We start from the raw sequence: 17,814 nt of genomic DNA, 5'->3' as shown, positions 1-17,814 counted from the left end.
TCAGGCCTCCAGGCGACGACCCTGGCGGGTCGCGGCGAAGGTTCCCACTAGCGCGGCCGTGAAGTCGCTCACCCGCTCGATCGGGACTTCATCGCCGTCTTCCTTGCCGTACCAGTAGATCTTGGGCGGCCCCTTGAGCGCGGCGAATCCGGAGACCCACTGTGCTTGTTCGCCGAGAGCGAGCGCGTACGGCAGCGCCCGGGAAAGCAGCACCTCGCGTTCGAGCTTCGGAACGGCCGTCGCCTCGGTCGCCAGCAGCGCGTCACGGACGCCGAGCAGCCGCCGGTGCAGCGCGACACCGGCGCCGGTGCGCACCGGCAGCCACCGGGCGGCGACGGCGAGTACCGCGCCCGCGGCGATGACGATCACCCCGAGCTGGGCGTAGCCGACGGTCAAGGCCAGCAGGACGGTGAGGAACAGACCGTAGAAGCAGATCCGCAGGCCGGCGCGGGTCAGCCTGCCGGGCAGCCGCGTGTACCAGCGGCGTTCGACGACGCTGTCGTCCAGCGCGTCCCGCACCGTTTCGATCCCGATCCGCGCCGACTGGATCTCCGACAGCAGCACGGACTCGCGTTCGCCGGGCAGCAGCGCGTCGAAGACGGCGCGTTCGTAGGCGGTCAGCTGGTCGTCCGGCGGGTTGCGGCGGACGAGCCGCCAGCCGGTCAGTTCACCGGGCTCCTCGCTCACCCAGAGGTAGTTCCGGACGGCGAGGTCGACGACCGTCGCGGCCAGGTCGACGGCGTCCGCGCGACCCGTGAGCACGGTCCCGACCTGTCCGGGCAGCACGCCGTCGGGTGAGGCGAACGCGGCCTGGTCGTCCTTCCCGGTGAGCAGCCGGACCGGGAGCGCGTCGCCAGGGTGCTCGTCCCGCCTCCTCAGCAGGGTCAACGCCACCGCGGCCGCGATCAGCGCGAGCACGAAGCCGAACCAAGCCCAGCCGACCGGAGCGGTGAGCACGAACGCGCCGGCGAAGGTCTTCGACGGCTCCAGGCGCGCGTTCGCCGGGACGGTCCCGCCGGGCAGTTCGACCGAGATCTCCATCCGCTGCCCGGCCGCGAGGTTCTGCTGGCTGAACCTGGTCAGCCCGGAATGCGCGATCTGGGCGGTGCCGCAGCGCGCGCGAGACCCCTCGGGCCCGGCGTGACAGGTGACCGCGTTCGGGACAGACGGCGCGGCGAAGCTCGCTCGCACGAGTTCGAGCCGGGAGTCCCAGCCGCCCGCGAGCTGCCAGCTCACCCGGGTCAGGCCGTCGGCTTCGGAGACCGCACCGTCCACTGTGTACCGGACGACCGAGGTTCCGCCCTTGAGCTTGACGGTGAACTCGTCGTCGGCCAGCTCGGCGTTGCCCGCGCCCTCGATGACGACGTCACGGATGCCGATGATCCGGTCACGGTCGTGCGGTGCCGCCGTGCGGAGCGGGATCCGGCGGGTCATCGTCGCCTCGCTCGGCACGGACACCGCCTCGACGACCGAGAGAGCGCCGTCGCGTTCCACCTTGAGCGAGATCTCCGCGCTGTTCGGCAGCGAGGGCAGCTGCGGTTCGCCTTGTGCTCCCGCCGGTGCCGCGCCCAGCACGACCAGAAGCACCGCCAACCCCACGCATTTCGTCCTCTGAATGCGGTAGTTGCGCGTGCAAGGACCGCATTCAGAGGACGAAATGCGAGTCTTCACGTCAGGCGGGGACCGGTTCGGGGCGGAGCGAGCGCAGGTGCCCGGATTCGGCGAGCAGACCGTCCAAAGCGGACAGGAACGACGGAAGGTGCGCGGCGAACCGGCGCAGATCCCGATCGCCTTCGAGGCCGCCGAACCAGTACAGCCCGGCCGAACCGTCCGCCGACGGGTCCAGCCCCTCGAACGTCCGGAGCCAGCGCTCGACGTCACCGAGCACGATGGCGTACGGCAACGACCGGGAGAACACCATTTCCCGGTCCCCCACCGGAATGTCGGCGACCTTGACGGTGTGCAGGTATTCGAGCAGCCCGCGCACCTGGCCGATCAGGCGCCTGCCGCGCGAGGTCCGCGGCGGCACCCACGAAGCGCCCAGCAGCGCGGCGACCCCGGCGAGCACGGCCGCGACGCCGAGCAGCGCGTGCCCGATGGTGAAGGTCAGGACGGCGGTGCCCACGAGGCCGAGGGCGATCAGGCCGATGCCCGCCCACGTGAGTTTGCTCTTGCCCTTGTCCGGGCGGCGCGAGAACCAGCCCCTGCGCACCACGTCGGCGTACATCGCCTCGCCCGCGACACGGAGATCGACGGTGCCGCGGCCGCGGAGTTCCGACAGCAGCACGGAATCGGTGCCCTCGGGCAGGATCGCGGTGTAGATCTCGCGTTCGAAGGCGGCGAGGTGCTCGTCCGGCGCGTTGCGGCGCGCGATCCGCCAGTCGACCGTGCCCGCGCCGCGGACCTCGGCGATCCACAGGTAGTTGCGGACCGCGAGGTCGACCACCGTGCCGCTGACGTCCACGACGTCGACCGTCTCGTCGACGACCGTGCCGACCTGTCCCGGCAGGACACCGTCCGGCGAGACGAACGAGACCCGATCGCCTTCTCGCATGAGGACGTCGACCGGACCGGTGCCCGCGGTGAGCGCGCCCTTGTCGCGGCGGCGCAGCAGCCAGATGGCGAGCGCGCCGAGCACCAGGATCAGTGCCAGCGCCCCGAAACCGAGGCCGGCGAGGGCGGTGAGGGCGAACGCGCCGCCGACCGTGGCGATCTGCTCGAACCGCGCGTTCGCGGGCACCGTGCCCGCCGGGAGCTGGACGGCGAGGTCGACCCGTTCACCCGCCGGGAGTTTGTCCTGTTCGATGCGGACGACGCCGCTGTGGTCGGTCTCCGCGAGCGAACACTGCCTGTCCGAACCGAGCGGACCGGCGAAACAGTCCACTGTGGGCATTTCACGCGTCGGCGCGCTGAACGATGCGGACACCCGGGACAGCTCGCCGTCCCAGCCGCTCGCGACCTGCCAGCGGACCTGCTGCGCGCCGTTGACGTCCGCGACCGCCCCGTCCACTTTGTACTTGAAGGTGGCCACGCCGCCGTCGAAGGTGGCGACCAGCTGTTCGCCGTTCGGCTCCGCCTTGCCCGCGCCCTCGACCGAGACGTCACGGACGACGTACACGCGGTCTTGCTCTTCACCGGCGGGAACCTTCAAGGGAATCCGGCGTACGAGGTGCTGTCCACCCGGGACGGTCACCTGCTCGGTGATCGACAACGAACCGTCGCGTTCCACCTTCACCGCGACGTTCGCGGCCGCGCCGCTCGGCGGCTGGAGCAGCCCGAGCTGACCGCGCGCGCCGATCGGCGGCGGCTTCGGCAATTGTGGCGCGTTCGTCAGCGAAGGGCCCGCCGCGGGCGCCTCCGGAACGTTCGTATCCGACGGCGGGGCCATCAAGGCCGAGCTCGCCGCGACGGCCACGACCGCCGTCCCCCATTTCGTCAACACAGCCACACACTCTAGGGCAGCCGATCTATGCTGACCGCCGAAACGCCGAATCCGCCACCTGGGCGAACGGCGTTGCCGAATCGCATGGGGGATCCACTCGATGAACCAGCAGCCGCCCGGCCCGCCTGATCCGCGACGCCGGCCGACTCCGCCACCGTCACCACCCGGGCAGCCGCCGCGGGGTGGCCGTCCGCTCCCGCCGCCGGGAGCGCGTCCGCTGCCGCCGCGCGGTGGCCCGCCGATGCCTCCGCCGAACCGGCCGGGTCCCGTCCCGCCCGGTCACCCTCGGCCGCCGATTTCGCAGCCGACGCCGATCCGGCCTGGGCCGCAGAGTGGCGGCATGCCGCTGCCCCCGCCGGGCGCGGCCCCGCTGCCGCCGCCGCGGATCGGCGCGCCGGTCCCGTTCCGGCCCGGCGCCGTCGGCCCGCCGCAGCTTCCGTACGGTCCGCGTTTCGCGCAGCCCGGGTTCGCGCCCTACGGGGGATACCAAGCCAAGAAGTCGAACGGCGGGGTCATCGCGGCGGTCGCGATCGTGGCGTTGATGGCGTTGATGGGCGGGCTGCTCATGGTGGTCACCATCGCCAACGGCGGCTCGAAGCACGTCGCTGACGTCGGATACTCGAGCTATCCGACGACCTCCTCTTCGGACTACACGACGACCACCACGTCCAGCGACACGTCGACGACGAGCACCCGTTCGCGCGATTCGACCGCTTCACGCGAGACGTCGGCGGGCTCGACCCGCGAGACGTCGGCCAGCCGCGCGCCGTCCGGTCCGCGGCCGCACCACAAGCTGGCGGACAACCCGCTGTGGCTCGATTCCCAAGTCGGCCTGCCGAACCAGCCGTGCAACCTCGCGCGCTGGGCGAACAACCCGGACGCGGCATCGGCCTTCTTCGACAGCGCGCGGCCCTGTCTGGACAACGTTTGGCAGCAGGTCATGAACTACACGAAACTGCCGTTCCGGGTCCCGACCGTGAAGTACCCGTCCGGCAAGAACTGGTCGAGCCCGTGCGGCGACGCCAGCGGCGGCTCGGTGGCGGCGTTCTACTGCTCGCAGAACGAGACTCTGTACATGCCGTACGAAGGCCTTCAGGTGCCTCAGTACGGCAACCGGCCCGGGGTCTACCTGGCGGTCTTCGCCCACGAGTACGCGCATCACATTCAGGCGCTTTCGGGGATCTCGGAGGCCTATTGGACCGCACGCTACGAAGCGGGCACCGACTCGGCGGCCGGCCTGGAGATGTCGCGGCGGAACGAGCTTTCGGCGCAGTGTCTGTCCGGGACGTTCCTGGGTTCGACGGTGGGGCGCGGTGGCTCGGTCGATCAGGCGATGTACCGCGACGCCTGGCAGACCCAGGACCGCGGCGACCACAACGGCGGCCCGCGCGACCACGGCTCCGACGCGCACGCGGCCTCGTGGTGGCAGCACGGCGCGCAGAAGAACCGGATGTTCCAGTGCAACACCTGGGCGGCGAAGTCGGCCGACGTTTCCTGACCGCGCCGGGGTTTCCGTCAAGTCCGTGAAGGCCTCCTTCCCTACCTTGAGGGTAGGCAAGGAGGCCTTCACGGACTCTGGGTCCCGGCGAAGTCGTGTTCACGCGGCTCAGAGGCGCTTGGCGCGAGCCTCCCGGTTCGTTCGGTGTCCCCAATGTGGCATTGGAGACGCTGAGCGTCTCCAATGCCACATTGGGGACACCAGGACCGAGTGCCGGACTACGCCCCATTCCGCGTTCGCCGTACCCCTCAAGCAAGTACTGCGAGCTGCACCAATCGACTTTGCCGGGCCCCTGACCTGAAGGCAGTGAAGGCCTCCTTCCCTACCTTGAGGGTAGGCAAGGAGGCCTTCACGGACTTGGGGGCGCCAGGTCAGCCCGGCGGCGCGAAGGGGTTCTCCGGAACCGGCGCTGAGGGAGGTTCCGGCTGGACGACCGGCGCGGTCGCCTGAGGATAGGCCTGCTGCCCAGGCGCGGCGGGATATCCCGGCGCGGCAGGCGCCGGCTGCCCGTACTGAACCGCCGGTCGCAGCTTCGCCTGGTCCCGCCGCCGCCGCTCGGCCAGCACGGCCGACAGATACGCCCAGGACGGCACCCCTGGCGGCACCGGCGCCCCGATCGCCTCCGCGACCTGCTGCGCGAGCCCGTACCCGAGCGCTTCGACCGCTTCGGGGCGAAGCTCGCTCGTCCGGCTCAGGTACTGCCGGACGGCCAGTGCGAGGTCGTTCGAAAGCCGGGTCAAGTCCAGCTGCGAGGCCCAGTACGCCAGCTGCGGCGGCATCCCGACGTACGGCGTCCTGGCGGCGGGCATGCGTTCCCGGACCACCAGCGTGCCGGCGAGATAGTCGCCGACGCGGCGGCCGTTGGGCGACAGCAGCGACGTGACCACCGCCACGACGCCGAGCATCCCCAGCGCCCAGAAGTCGATGAAGAACCCGGCGAGCCCGCGGACCAGCGCGTGCCGGAACCGCACCGGACCGCCGTCGGTGCGGACCACCCGCAGGCCGAGCGCCATCTTTCCGAGGGTGCGGCCGCGGGTCAGCGTCTCGAAGATCACCGGGTAGCCGACCATGATCAGCACGACGGTCACCAGGAACAGGGTCAGCGCCAGCGCTTCGTCACCGAACGCGGCGACCTGGCTCAGCACCAGCATCGCGACGAACAGGGCGATGAGCTGGAGGACGACGTCGAGCATCATGGCGAGCCCGCGGCTGGCCAGTTTCGCCGCGCGGACGTCCAGGACGACAGCCTCGCCGGTGACGAGTTCGGACTCTTGTTCCACCGGACAAGCGTAGTGACGAATAGGCTGGGCGACCAAGGACGATCGCCGGGAGGGCTCCGAGTTGGACGTGGACGTGTTCGTCGCCGCGCATCAGGCCGAATGGAACCGGCTGCGTGACCTCGTGGGCCGCGCCGGGAAACTCAGCGGCCCGGACGCCGACGAGCTGGTGACGCTGTACCAGCGCGTCGCGACGCATCTGTCGATCATCCGCTCGGTCGCGCCCGATCCCGTGCTCGTCGCGCAGTTGTCCGGCCTGGTCGCGAAGGCCCGCTCGGCCGTCACTGGTTCGCACAGCCCCGCCTGGCGCGAGATCGGCCTCTTCTTCACCCAGCGGTTCCCGGCGGCGCTGTACCTGAGCCGGCGCTGGTGGCTGGCGTCGGCGACGGCGTCGATCGCGGTGATGGCGATCGCGGCGGTGTGGATCGCCGGTGACCCGCAGGTGCTCGCGTCGCTGGCCTCGCCCGAGGAGTTCAAGGACCTGACCGCGCCGGGCGGGAAGTACGAGACGTACTACTCGTCCGATCCCGCGGGCTCCTTCGCCGCACGCGTCTGGACCAACAACGCGTGGGTGGCCGCGACCTGCCTGTTCCTCGGCGTGGTGCTGGGTGTCCCGGTGATCTACGCGCTCTGGGCGAACTCGCTGAACCTCGCGGTCGGCGCCGCCCTGATGTCTTCGGCCGGGCGGCTCGACGTGTTCTTCGGCCTGATCCTGCCGCACGGTCTGCTGGAGCTGACCGCGGTGTTCGTCGCCGCCGGGACGGGGCTGAAGCTCGGCTGGACGGTCATCGACCCGGGACGCCGTTCCCGGACGGCGGCACTCGGCGAACAGGGTCGCTCGGTCGTGGTGATGGCGCTGGGGCTGACCGTGGTGCTGCTGATCTCCGGCGTGATCGAGGGTTTCGTGACCCCGTCGGGCCTGCCGACCTGGGCGCGCATCGGAATCGGTGTGGTCGCGGAGGTCGCGTTCCTGCTTTACGTGTTCGTCGTCGGGCGCAGGGCCGCGAAAGCGGGCGAAGTGGGCGATGTCGACTGGCGATACGCTGGAGACGCCCGGCCGGAAGCGGGCTGACCTGGGGAAAGGGAGCAAGGGACCTTTGCTACCACTTGCTTAGCAGCTGCAACTACCTTCGAAGGTGATGCTGTTCCCGTCCTCCAGGCTCGCGCTGCCCGTGAACCGGATCTCGAACTCGCCGGGTTCGGTCAGGACGATCTTCGGGCTCGCCGCCGAGCCGTCGGCCCCGGTCTTCGCGGTCGCCGTCTCCGCACCGCCTTCGAAGACCAGCACGTTCTTCGGCCGTGCCGCGCGGACGAAGAAGTTCACCGGCACGTCGGCCGCGGGCTGGCCGTTCTCCCCGACCACGCGTACCACGAACGGCTGACCGGGCGTCTTCGTCGACAGCCGCTGCCCGTTCCCCGACAGGATCGCGAGCGTCCGCACGCCGGCCGCCCAGGTGTTGGAGAGTCCGGACAGCGAACAGACCTCCTGGTACAGCCGAGCCCCGACGACCGGTGCCTCCGCGGTCAGGCACCGAGCCGTCGCCACGTTCGCCAGCAGCACCAGCCCGGGCAGCCCGGCGTTGCGACGCCATTGCTGGTGACGGTCCTTGCCGTCGCACGCGACGAGTTTGACGCCGACCCCGTCGACGGGGCTCATCGCCGCCAGGCACTGTCCACTCGCGACATGCTTGTAGGAAAGCGCGGCCTTGTCGTACACCCAGTGCGCGTTGGCGTCCTTGGCGTCGGCGAGGGCGAGCTTGCCGTCGGCCGCGGCCAAGGAGATGGTGCCGCCCCCGTCGGCGAGGTAGACCGGTGTCCCGGCGGGCTGCGCGGAAGCGGGCGCCCCGGACAGCGTCACCGAAACCACCGCGAAGAACAGCACGAACCTGCGCAAGCCTGGGCCCCAATCGTGTCGGTCCGGATCTCCCTCCGAGCTAACCGCCCGCGACCGCCTTCGCCAACCGGCGCCACTCCATCGGGTTCAGCCGAACCGCACGTGGGTCTGCCACAAGTTGAACAGCTCAAGATCGCCGACGACGTCCCTGGCTTCCCTGCGCTGGTAAAGCGTCAGCATCAGATCCGTCAGCGAGCCGCGCACGGTCACCGCGGCACCTCGCCGTCCCCGCTCCCAGGTGACCGCCGAGCCGTCGAGGTCGAGGAACCAAGCGTGCTCCCCCGACTCGAAACCCACCGACCGGCCCGCCCCCAGGATTTCCCGCTTCTCCGGCCTGAACTCGAAGTGCGGTGGCAGCGCTTCGAGTTCCATCCACTCGTCGATCGCGTCGAACACGACGTCGGGCGCGGCGCGGAACTCCAGCCCCACGGCCAAGGTCGCGTCAGCGCGGTGGACGAGCGTCTCATGCGTGAAGCGGCGCGCGTAGAACGACGCGTTCCGGTAGTGGAACGGCACCCAGACCTCGGCGTCCGGTCCCGCTTCCCGCAGTGCCGACGCCAGCCGGGAAGCACCGTCCACCAGCCAAGACCCGGGCAGCCGTCCGGAATCGTCGCCGTCCACCCGGCGCACCTGGTCGTCGGGCACCGGCGCGGTCGCCCGGCTCCGGACGATCTCGTCCGCCCATCGGTGCCCGGCGCCGAGATGGCGCACCAGCGCGCCCAGCGTCCAGCCTGGACAGGACGGCACGGGCGTCGTCAGGTCGGCGTCGGCCAGTTCGGTCGCGAGCAGTTCGGCCTGGGTGACGATCTCCGCGCAGTGCCGGTCGAAATCCATCGGTTCCTCCTGGTGATCGGTTCACCAGGGGGTCGGAGCCGGTCCACGGCTCTCGACATCACAGTCGTCCGGCCGCCTTCAACGCGAGATACCGGTCCGCCAGCCGCGGCGGCAGCTCCTCGGGCACGGCGTCGACGACCTCGACTCCGTGCCGCGCCAGCCGCGCGGTGACCTGGCGCCGTTCGGCCAGCACCCGCTCGGCCGCGGCCGCGTCGTAGACGGCTTCCGCGTCGCCACGGCCCGCCGCCATCTCGGCGACCCGCGGGTCCGCCACCGAAGCGATCATCAGCTGGTGCCGCGAGGTCAGCTTCGACAACACCGGGAACAGGCCTTCTTCCAGCGGTGCCGCGTCCAGCCCGGTCAGCAGGACGACCAGCGCGCGCCGCCGGGTCCGCCGCAGCACCTCCGCGACCATCCCCCGCGCGTCGGTCTCGACCAGCGACGATTCGAGCGGTGCCATCGCGTTCACCAAGGCGGGCAACAACTCCGTCGATCCCTGGACCGCGGCGTGGACCTGCCGGTCGTAGGCGAGGAGGTCGACGCGGTCACCCGCCCGAGCGGCGAGCACGGCCAGCAGCAGGGCCGCGTCCATCGCCGCGTCGAGCCGGGGCGCGTCCCCGACCCGGCCCGCCGAAACGCGGCCAGTGTCGAGCACCAGCACCACATGCCGATCGCGTTCGGGGCGCCAGGTCCGCACCATGACGTCGGACGCGCGCGCCGAAGCCCGCCAGTCGATCGACCGGACGTCGTCACCGATCACATACTCGCGCAGGGAGTCGAATTCCGTGCCCTGGCCCCGGATCAGCACCGCGTTGCGGCCGTCGAGCTGCTGCAGCCGCGCGAGCCGCGAAGGCAGATGCTTGCGGCTGTGGAACGGCGGCAGCACCCGCACGGTCCACGGCACGTCATGCGAACCCTGTCGCGCGGCGAGCCCCAGCGGCCCGATCGACCGGACGGTCACCCTGGCGGCGATCCGGTCACCGCGCCGGGTCGGCAGGAGCCGCGTGGTCACGACGCGGCGTTCGCCAGGGGGCAACGTCAGCCGGTGCCGGTCTTCCGCGCCGGCGCTGGGCGGCCAGGCGTCCCGGAGCCACGCGCGCACCGGACGGCCGCCGGGGTTGGCCACCGTGAGCGTGACCTCGCACGCCTCCCCCAGCCGCACCGACGTCGCGCCGGAGCGCGCGAATTCCAACCGCCGCACACTCCCGGCGAGCAGGAGATCCAGCACCACCAACAAAAGCAGCACCGCCGCGGCCAGCCCGATCCCGGCCGACGAGGGCAGCAGGAAACCGACCACCGGCGCCGCGAGGAGCGCCAGCAGCCCGAGCCGCCCGGTGACGGCCATCAGCGCGGAACGGGCACGGACGCGAGGACCCGGTCCAGCACGCCGTCGGCGGTCGCGCCTTCGAGCTCGGCCTCGGGCCGCAGGTCGAGACGGTGCCGCAAAGCCGGGCGGGCCAAGGCTTTGACATCGTCCGGGGTGGCGTAGTCACGGCCCGCGAGCCACGCCCACGCCCGGGTGGCGGCAAGCAGCGCCGTCGCGCCACGCGGGGAGACGCCGAGCCGCACGGACGGCAGCGACCGCGTCGCCCGGCAGACGTCGACGATGTAGGCGAGCACTTCGGGGCGCACGGTGACCCCGGCGACCGCGCGCCGCGCGGCGTCGAGCTGGGCGATCCCGGCGACCGGGGTGACCCCCGCCGCGGACAGGTCCCGCGGGTCGAAACCCTGCGCGTGCCGGGAAAGAATGCCGAATTCGTCCTCACGGGACGGCATCGGCATGGTCAGCTTCAGCAGGAACCGGTCCAGCTGCGCCTCGGGCAGCGGGTACGTGCCCTCGTATTCGACCGGGTTCTGCGTCGCGATGACGATGAACGGGTCGGGCAGCGGCCGCGTCTTACCGTCGCTGGAGACCTGACGCTCCTCCATCGCCTCCAGCAGCGAAGACTGCGTTTTCGGCGGGGTGCGGTTGATCTCGTCGGCCAGCAACAGGTTCGTGAACACCGGGCCCTCGCGGAACGAGAACTCGCCGCTGTGCGCGTCGTACACGATCGAACCGGTGATGTCGCCCGGCATGAGGTCCGGCGTGAACTGCACCCGGGTCGTCTCCAGGTCCAGCGCGGCCGCCAACGCCCGCACCAGCAGGGTCTTCGCAACGCCGGGGACGCCTTCGAGCAGCACATGTCCCCGGCACAGCAACGCGATGATGAGCCCGGTGACGGCCGCGTCGTTGCCCACCACGGCTTTTCCGACCTCGGTACGCAGCGCGATCAGCGCCGCGCGCGCGTCGGCCGCGGCGTCCATATTGGACTGTCCGGTCTGTTCGGTACTCAAGACCGCTCCACCTCTCGTTCCACGACATCGAGTCCGTCCGCCAGCCGCACGAGCGCGGCGTCATCGGCGGGCGGATCCCCGTACAACAGCGCGCCGACCTCGGCGGGCGCCCGGCCGGTCCGCGCGGCGACGGACTCCACGAGCGCGGCCGGTTCGGCGTCGCGGGTGAGCCCCAGCAACGGCCGGAGCCGCGCGCGAGCCGCCTCCCGCAGGGTTTCCCCGGCGTGCGCGGCGGCCTTCGCCTTGCGATACAACCTCGCCCGCCCTTCGGTGGCCTCCGCCGCGCGGACCACGACCGGGATCGGTTCGGTCACCACCGGCCCCAGTCGCCGGGACCGCCACAACGCCAGCAGCACCACCGCGACCCCGGCCTGCAACGCCGCGTACGACCAGCCCGCCGGGATCAGCTCGGACAGCGGCTTCTTCTCGGTCTCCAGCGACGGATCGGCGGCCGTCGGCAGGTACCAGACCAGCCGCTCGTGCTTCCCGAGCAGCCGCATCGCCAGCGCCGCGTTGCCCTCGTCGGCCAGCCAGTCGTTGGTCAGCGGGGCGGGCGTGCCGAGCACGGTCACCGTCCCTTGTGGACCCGGGACTTCGAGATACGAGCCGCCGTAGCATTCCTGCGCCCTCGGCTGCGTGGCCGAATACTTCAGGCCGCCCATCGTCGCGTTCCCCGCCGCGACGGGATCCTTGGCCTCGCAGTCGGGCGCGCGGGTCTCGGTCTCGGCCTGGCCGTTCACCCGCACCCCGGGAAGGATTTCTTCGACCGTGCCAGGGCTCGGCTGCACCAGCACGACGTGCTCGGCGTTCTGCCTGATCTCCGTGAAGGCGCTCTTGGGCACGTACTCGGGCCGGGTGATCAAGACCGTCGCTCCCCTCGCGACCCCTTTGGCCGCGGCGGCGGTGCGCACGATCGGGATCTTGACGCCTTCCCGTTCCATCAAGGTCGCCAGCGCGCGGCTGCCGGTGGGCTCGTAGGAACCCGGTTCGAGCGCGCCGGTGGTCTGCTCACCCCGGAAGAGCACGAGCAGCGTCCCGGTCAGCACGATCAGGAGCACGACCGCGAGCGGGAGCCGCACCCCGCGCCAGATCCGGCGGGCGTCGGGCGAAACCGAGGTCATCCGGCCGCCAAGGCGACGGGCCTGGCACGACGGCAGCTTTCGTCCAATTCGGACAGTGACCGGTAGCCTGCCTCCGTGGCGGGGATCCCGCCGTAGTGGACGTCGTCGAACAACCGGGCGCCCGCGCGCAAGGGAACGGCGACGTCGGGAAGCAGCCGTCCGGCCTCGACGGCGGCCTCGTCGGCGGTCCGCCCGGACTTCTCGTCCAGCAGCGCCCGCTCCTCCAAGGACCGCACCACGGCACGGAACCGCTCACGGACGGCGTCGTCGAAGTCGCCCCGCGACGCGGCCTCCTCGGCCGCCTCGCGATGTTCGCCGGACGCCTTGCGCTGCCCGGCGAACACGGCTCGCCCGCCTTTCGCCGACGTCGCCAGCGGACCGGACTTCAGCCGGATCACCACGACCACCACGATCAGCACGACGACCAGCAGCAGTACGGCGAAGATCCCGCCGGGTACCGCGCTGTCGACCGTTTCGAGGAAGCCCAGCAGCTTTTCGACCACCCAGTTGAACGCTTCGGACAGCCAGCTCGGTCTCGCGGCCAGATAGGCCTCGCCCGAGAGCTCCTCGGCGGCACGCAGCCGGGCGGTGTCCCGGTCGATGTCGACCGGGACCTCGGTGAGGAAGCGCGTCACCATGCCTGCGGCGGGGGCGGCGTCGCGATCCCGGCCGCGCGGGCCAGCTCGATGTCCATGCCCTCGCGGCGCATCCGCTGGTCGATGTAGAGGATCACGGTGACCAGCGCGGTGAACGGGCCGACGATCGTCTGCGCGATCACCGTGCCCACCGACTGCAGGATCAGGTCACCGGTCGACGGCACGTACATCTGGTCCAGATCGCCGAAAATGGACAGGAAGGCACTGAAGCTGAACGGGATCGTGATGATGGACGCCAGGAAGGACGAGATCACGGTGGCCAGCAGCAAGATGCCGAAGACCCGCCAGAACATCCCCGACACCAGCTTCACCGACCGGCGGAACGCCTCCATCACCGTGCCGCGTTCGAGGATGAACGCCGGGCTGGCCAGCGCCCAGAAGGTGTAGGGGATGATCGCGGGCAGCAGGCAGAAGATCGCGGCGACCATGATCGCCAGCGTGTAGAGCACGGTCAGGCCGAGCAGCGGCAGCAGCCGCGGCGTCGCCTCACGCAGCGCCTCCTTGAAGGTGACCGGCTTGCCCAGCACGGCCTTGCCCATCAGCACGGTGAGGAAACCGGTGAGGATCGTAGTCCCGAGCAGGGTGGCGACCAGGCTGATGGACGACGACGCCAGCGTCCCGCCGAGGACGCCGAGCATCTGGTTCATCAGTTCCTGATCGGTGGCCGCCGGGCCGAGATCGCGCATCCGTTCGAGATCGGCGGTGGTGTCGACCAGCAGCAGCCCGACCAGGTTGATGGCCGCGGTGAGCACGGCGGTGACCGCGGCGGCACCGAACACCATGCGCCAGTACTTGCGCATGGCGGTGACCGCGCCGTCGAGGATGTCGGTCAGGTTCAGCGGGCGCAGCGGGATGACGCCGGGCCTGCCGAGGCCGACCTTCCAGTTCGGGTACTGCTGCTGCGGCGGCTGGTACGACGGCAGCGGGGGAGGCGGTGGCGTCGCCCCGGACGGGGACTGCCACTGCTGCTCCGGCGCCGGTGAAGGCGGCACTTCCCCCTGCGGCGGTGTCGGTGTCTCCGCCCGCGGCTGTGTTGGTTCCCCCGCCTGCGGCTTCGGCGTCTCGGTGCCTTCAGGCCCGGACGGTCCGCCGGTCTCCGTCATGCGACAGCCCCTTACCCGTTCACGTTGCTTGCGCCCACTCTTCCAGAGGGTCCGACACCCAGCCAGAGCTGGGGGGACGACACTGATGGGTGACCGCTCGCCTCACGCTGGATACCCTCTGCAGCCGAGCTGTGGGTGGGGACACCGTTAGCTCGTTATGCTGAACATCGGGCCGGGTACCCCCGGTTCGCCCCCTAGAACCACCGGGACCGACTTGATGACGCAACCGCCCCACGGCCAGTGGCCGCCACGCGGCGCCGTCCAGCCACCGCCGGTGCACGGCCAGCACCCTGCCCAGTGGCACGGAGCGCCGCACCACTTCCCGCCTCCGCCGCCACGCCGGTCCGTGGGCGCGATCATCGGTATCTGCCTCGGCGCGGTCGCCGTACTGGTCCTCGGCCTGGTCGCGATCGTTTCACTCAATCGTGACGACTCCGATCACGTAGCGAACGCGGGCTACAGCACTCTCCCGGCCACGTCGTCGCGGGCGGAACTGCCGCCGAGCGGGTCTTCGTCGCCGTCTTCCTCGACGAACCCGTTCCCGACGTCGCCGTCCAGGGCGCCGTCCTCGTCGAGCGGGCCGCAGAAGATCCTCAAGCTCGGCGACCACCCGATCCTCCAGGACCCCAACGCCGGCCTGCGGAACCGCGTCTGCACGCTGCCGCAGTGGCAGAGCAGCCAGCAGGCCGCCGAGGCGTTCTTCACGGCGGCGGGCAAATGCCTCGACAGCGCCTGGGGCCCGTTCCTCGACGCCTACGACCTGCCGTTCACCCCGCCCGCGCTGCACTTCCCGACCGGGGCCAGCTTCGAGACCGAATGCGGCACGATCCAGGTGGGCATCGCGACGGCGGCGTACTACTGCGAGAACAACCTCTACGTACCGTTCCGTGGTCTTCAGACCGACCAGTACGGCAACAACCCCGGCGTCTACCTTGCCCTTTTCGCGCACGAGTACGGGCACCACGTGCAGGAGGTCGCCGGGCTGATGGACGCGGCCTGGCAGAAGATCTACGACGCCGGGCAGAACAGCCCGGCCGGGCTGGAGATGTCGCGGCGCAAGGAACTCCAGGCACAGTGCTTCTCCGGGATGTTCCTCGGCGCGCATGTCGACCAGGGCGGCACGATCAGCCGGGACATGTACAACAAGGCCTGGAACGACCAGGAGACCCGCGGCGACAACACCTCGCGCAGCCAGGACCACGGGACGAACGCGCACTACGCGTCCTGGTGGCGGGCGGGCGCGAGCAACAACCGGATCGCCGACTGCAACACCTTCTCGGCGCCGGCGAGCGCCGTTTCCTGACGTTTGCGCGTGAAGGCCCCCTTCCCTCGGTTGAGCCCGAGGGGAAGGGGGCCTTCACGCGCTTCGGGTGGTGGGTGCCGTTCGCCGACGGATGCGGTGCCGTCGTCGATTCCGGCTTGCCCGGTCCGGCTGGTCACCTGGCTCGTGAGTGGTAAAGACGGTTAGAACCGTCCTTACCACTCACGAGACCAGGTCAGGCCGTCACCGGGACCCGCGGGCCGCGCACCACCAGGAAGACGTACATCCCGCCGGCGAAGCAGCTGAACACCAGCAGCGCCAGCCCGAGAGGCCGCCGCGCGTCGCTCGCTCCCGCCGTCGCGTCGGCCGCGTGCACCGCGACGGCGTCCCCCGCGGCCCCGTCCGGGACGACGACCTCGATGCGCTCGCCTTTGCCGTGTCCGCAGCCGTTGAGTGAACCTTCCATGGGCGCGCCGCCGAATTCGAACTTGACCGTCTCGGTGGCCCCACCGCCCGTACAGGGCGCGGGCTGAACGACCTCCGCCTGCACGGTCGTCCCCTTGGTCTCGTTCGAGATACCGAACAGCCCTGGCCCGGCGAACCACGCCAGGAAGATCACCAGCAGGCCGGCCCCGGCCGCCACGGCCAGGGAGTTCCACCCCGGGCTGAGCCCTCTGGCGGGGTCCGATCGCTTGCGCACGAACGCCATGTTCCCAGAACCTCGCGGCAAAACACAGAAGCCCTGGGAGGTGATACCGGCGGCGGAACAGAGGAGCCCCCTGTCCAGCGCAGCGTGATACCAAAGGTCCCCCGCTACCGCTCGATCGTCTCCGCGGAGGTCACCTTCCGGATGTACAGCAGCTTGTCCCCCGGCTCGATCGCGTCGGCCTGAGGGGCGTCCACGCGGTACAGGACGCCGTCGCGGACGACGCCCAGCACGATGTCCGGCAGATGCCGCGGCGAACCGCCCTCTTCGGACGGCTCCACCGGGCGTTCGGCGATCGCGAGACCGGACTCGGGGGTGAGCAGGTCCTCGACCATGTCGACCACCAGCGGCGTCGACGTCGCCATGCCGAGCAGGCGTCCGGCGGTCTCGCTCGACACCACGACCTGGTTCGCGCCCGACTGCTTGAGCAGGTGGACGTTCTCCGCTTCCCGTACCGACGCCACGATGTGCGACTTCGGCGCCAGCTCACGGGCGGTCAGGGTGACCAGCACGGCGGTGTCGTCCCGGTTCGGGGCGACGACGACGGCCTTGGCCCGCTGCACGCCGGCGACCCGCAGCACGTCGGCGCGGGTGGCCGAGCCGTGCACGGTCACCAGGCCGAGTGACGTGGCCGCTTCGAGGGCCTGCTGGTCGGTGTCCACGACGACGATGTGATCGGGTTCGACGTTCTCGTCCCCGAGCAGCGCGTTGACCGCCGATCGGCCCTTCGTGCCGAATCCGACGACGACCGTGTGGTCACGCACTTTCGTCCTCCACTTTTGGATCTTGAAAGCCTGGCGGGAGCGCTCGGTGAGCACTTCGAGCGTGGTACCGACCAGGACGATGAGGAAGAGCACCCGCAGCGGGGTGATCACCAGGACGTTCACCAGCCGCGCGGACGGCGTCGCCGGTGCGATGTCACCGTACCCCGTGGTCGACAGCGACACGGTCGCGTAATAGAGGCTGTCGAGAAAGGAGAGCCCGTCGCCGTTGGCGTCGCGGTAGCCGTCCCGGTCGAGGTACACGATCAGGACGGTCGCGAGCAGGGCGAGGACCGCGCCGATGATCCGCTTGAGGATCGACCGCAGCGGGCTGACCGTCAGTTCCGGCATCCGGATCACGCCGACGAGCTCGTGGTCCGGGCGGTCGCTCAGCCTGACCGGGAAACGCTTGAGAACCCTCATGCACAGGCTCCGGCCTGGTCCGCGTCACTCACGGTCGGGAGGATAGCCGAAGATCCTCGCGTTGAGCGCGGTATGCGAAGCTCGGGGCATGTCTTCGGATTCCAAGCCGTCTCAGCGGCCCGCGTATTTCCTCGCCGGCCTGCTCGGCGCGGCCGGTGTACTGCATTTCGTCCAGCCGAAGCCGTTCGACGCCATCATCCCGAAGCAGCTTCCCGGCTCCCCGCGAGCGTGGACCTACGGCTCCGGAGTGGCCGAGCTGGGCGTCGCCGCGGCGGTCGCCAACCCGAAGACGCGACGTCTCGGCGGGCTCGCGGCCGCGCTGCTGTTCGTCGTGATCCTGCCGGGGAACGTGAAGATGGCCGTCGACGCCGATCGCCGCAAGGCCCCGAAGCACTGGCGGGTGGCCTTCTGGGCCCGCGTCCCGCTCCAGATCCCGCTGGTGACCTGGGCTCTCAAGGTCCGCGACCGCGCCTAGCGCCCTCTGCGTTTAGTCCTCTGGATGCG

At 70.7% G+C, this 17,814-nt stretch carries 16 protein-coding genes; 4 read left to right on the top strand and 12 right to left on the bottom strand.

Features of this window, described 5'->3' with window-relative positions:
- Together AC0685_RS29175 and AC0685_RS29170 are read right to left on the bottom strand one after the other, a co-directional pair.
- Entirely contained in the window at nt 1-1,599 is a 1,599-nt protein-coding gene (locus AC0685_RS29175; protein ID WP_478228434.1) for a DUF2207 family protein, read from the bottom strand.
- A gap of 73 nt (nt 1,600-1,672) precedes the next feature.
- Nucleotides 1,673-3,442, bottom strand: a complete 1,770-nt coding sequence (locus AC0685_RS29170; RefSeq protein WP_478228469.1) for a DUF2207 family protein — start codon at nt 3,440-3,442, stop codon at nt 1,673-1,675.
- 241 nt (nt 3,443-3,683) lie between these two features.
- Between AC0685_RS29170 and AC0685_RS29165 the strand changes: the two genes are divergently transcribed.
- Entirely contained in the window at nt 3,684-4,940 is a 1,257-nt protein-coding gene (locus AC0685_RS29165; protein WP_478228433.1) for a neutral zinc metallopeptidase, read from the top strand.
- Between the two features lie 371 nt (nt 4,941-5,311).
- Here AC0685_RS29165 and AC0685_RS29160 read toward each other — a convergent pair whose 3' ends face one another.
- Nucleotides 5,312-6,220, bottom strand: a complete 909-nt coding sequence (locus AC0685_RS29160; protein ID WP_478228432.1) for an RDD family protein — start codon at nt 6,218-6,220, stop codon at nt 5,312-5,314.
- A gap of 61 nt (nt 6,221-6,281) precedes the next feature.
- Here AC0685_RS29160 and AC0685_RS29155 point away from each other — a divergent pair, with 61 nt between their 5' ends.
- The gene (locus AC0685_RS29155) at nt 6,282-7,289 is read left to right on the top strand and encodes a stage II sporulation protein M (RefSeq protein ID WP_478228431.1); all 1,008 of its coding nucleotides are present in this window, start codon (nt 6,282-6,284) and stop codon (nt 7,287-7,289) included.
- 39 nt (nt 7,290-7,328) lie between these two features.
- Here AC0685_RS29155 and AC0685_RS29150 read toward each other — a convergent pair whose 3' ends face one another.
- From AC0685_RS29150 to AC0685_RS29120, 7 genes are all read right to left on the bottom strand, one after another.
- Nucleotides 7,329-8,111, bottom strand: a complete 783-nt coding sequence (locus AC0685_RS29150) for a hypothetical protein (RefSeq protein ID WP_478228430.1) — start codon at nt 8,109-8,111, stop codon at nt 7,329-7,331.
- An 87-nt stretch (nt 8,112-8,198) separates the two neighbouring features.
- Nucleotides 8,199-8,945, bottom strand: a complete 747-nt coding sequence (locus AC0685_RS29145; protein ID WP_478228429.1) for a maleylpyruvate isomerase family mycothiol-dependent enzyme — start codon at nt 8,943-8,945, stop codon at nt 8,199-8,201.
- A gap of 58 nt (nt 8,946-9,003) precedes the next feature.
- The gene (locus AC0685_RS29140) at nt 9,004-10,290 is read right to left on the bottom strand and encodes a DUF58 domain-containing protein (protein ID WP_478228428.1); all 1,287 of its coding nucleotides are present in this window, start codon (nt 10,288-10,290) and stop codon (nt 9,004-9,006) included.
- Nucleotides 10,290-11,249 carry an AAA family ATPase gene (locus AC0685_RS29135; protein ID WP_340688791.1) on the bottom strand — a complete coding sequence of 320 codons (960 nt, stop codon included), beginning with the start codon at nt 11,247-11,249 and terminating at the stop codon, nt 10,290-10,292. The genes AC0685_RS29140 and AC0685_RS29135 overlap by 1 nt, the downstream gene beginning before the upstream one ends.
- A gap of 26 nt (nt 11,250-11,275) precedes the next feature.
- Nucleotides 11,276-12,400 carry a DUF4350 domain-containing protein gene (locus AC0685_RS29130; protein WP_478228427.1) on the bottom strand — a complete coding sequence of 375 codons (1,125 nt, stop codon included), beginning with the start codon at nt 12,398-12,400 and terminating at the stop codon, nt 11,276-11,278.
- The gene (locus tag AC0685_RS29125) at nt 12,397-13,038 is read right to left on the bottom strand and encodes a DUF4129 domain-containing protein (protein ID WP_478228426.1); all 642 of its coding nucleotides are present in this window, start codon (nt 13,036-13,038) and stop codon (nt 12,397-12,399) included. Before AC0685_RS29125 ends, AC0685_RS29130 begins: the two co-directional genes overlap by 4 nt.
- The gene (locus AC0685_RS29120; RefSeq protein WP_478228425.1) at nt 13,032-14,159 is read right to left on the bottom strand and encodes a DUF7847 domain-containing protein; all 1,128 of its coding nucleotides are present in this window, start codon (nt 14,157-14,159) and stop codon (nt 13,032-13,034) included. The genes AC0685_RS29125 and AC0685_RS29120 overlap by 7 nt, the downstream gene beginning before the upstream one ends.
- A gap of 217 nt (nt 14,160-14,376) precedes the next feature.
- Here AC0685_RS29120 and AC0685_RS29115 point away from each other — a divergent pair, with 217 nt between their 5' ends.
- Complete coding sequence (locus AC0685_RS29115; RefSeq protein ID WP_478228424.1) at nt 14,377-15,462, top strand: neutral zinc metallopeptidase; 1,086 nt, start codon at nt 14,377-14,379, stop codon at nt 15,460-15,462.
- 193 nt (nt 15,463-15,655) lie between these two features.
- On the opposite strand, the gene AC0685_RS29110 is transcribed toward AC0685_RS29115, so the two are convergent.
- Nucleotides 15,656-16,063 carry a hypothetical protein gene (locus tag AC0685_RS29110; RefSeq protein WP_478228468.1) on the bottom strand — a complete coding sequence of 136 codons (408 nt, stop codon included), beginning with the start codon at nt 16,061-16,063 and terminating at the stop codon, nt 15,656-15,658.
- A 170-nt stretch (nt 16,064-16,233) separates the two neighbouring features.
- On the bottom strand, nt 16,234-17,310 hold the full coding sequence (locus AC0685_RS29105) for a potassium channel family protein (protein WP_478228423.1): 1,077 nt from the start codon (nt 17,308-17,310) through the stop codon (nt 16,234-16,236).
- Nucleotides 17,311-17,398: 88 nt separating this feature from the next.
- Between AC0685_RS29105 and AC0685_RS29100 the strand changes: the two genes are divergently transcribed.
- Complete coding sequence (locus AC0685_RS29100; RefSeq protein WP_478228422.1) at nt 17,399-17,785, top strand: DoxX family protein; 387 nt, start codon at nt 17,399-17,401, stop codon at nt 17,783-17,785.
- Nucleotides 17,786-17,814: the final 29 nt, after the last annotated feature.

Source organism: Amycolatopsis sp. NPDC043889 (assembly GCF_056435645.1).
The sequence above is the reverse complement of the archived record's forward strand: the minus strand, read 5'-3'. Positions and strand labels throughout refer to the sequence as shown.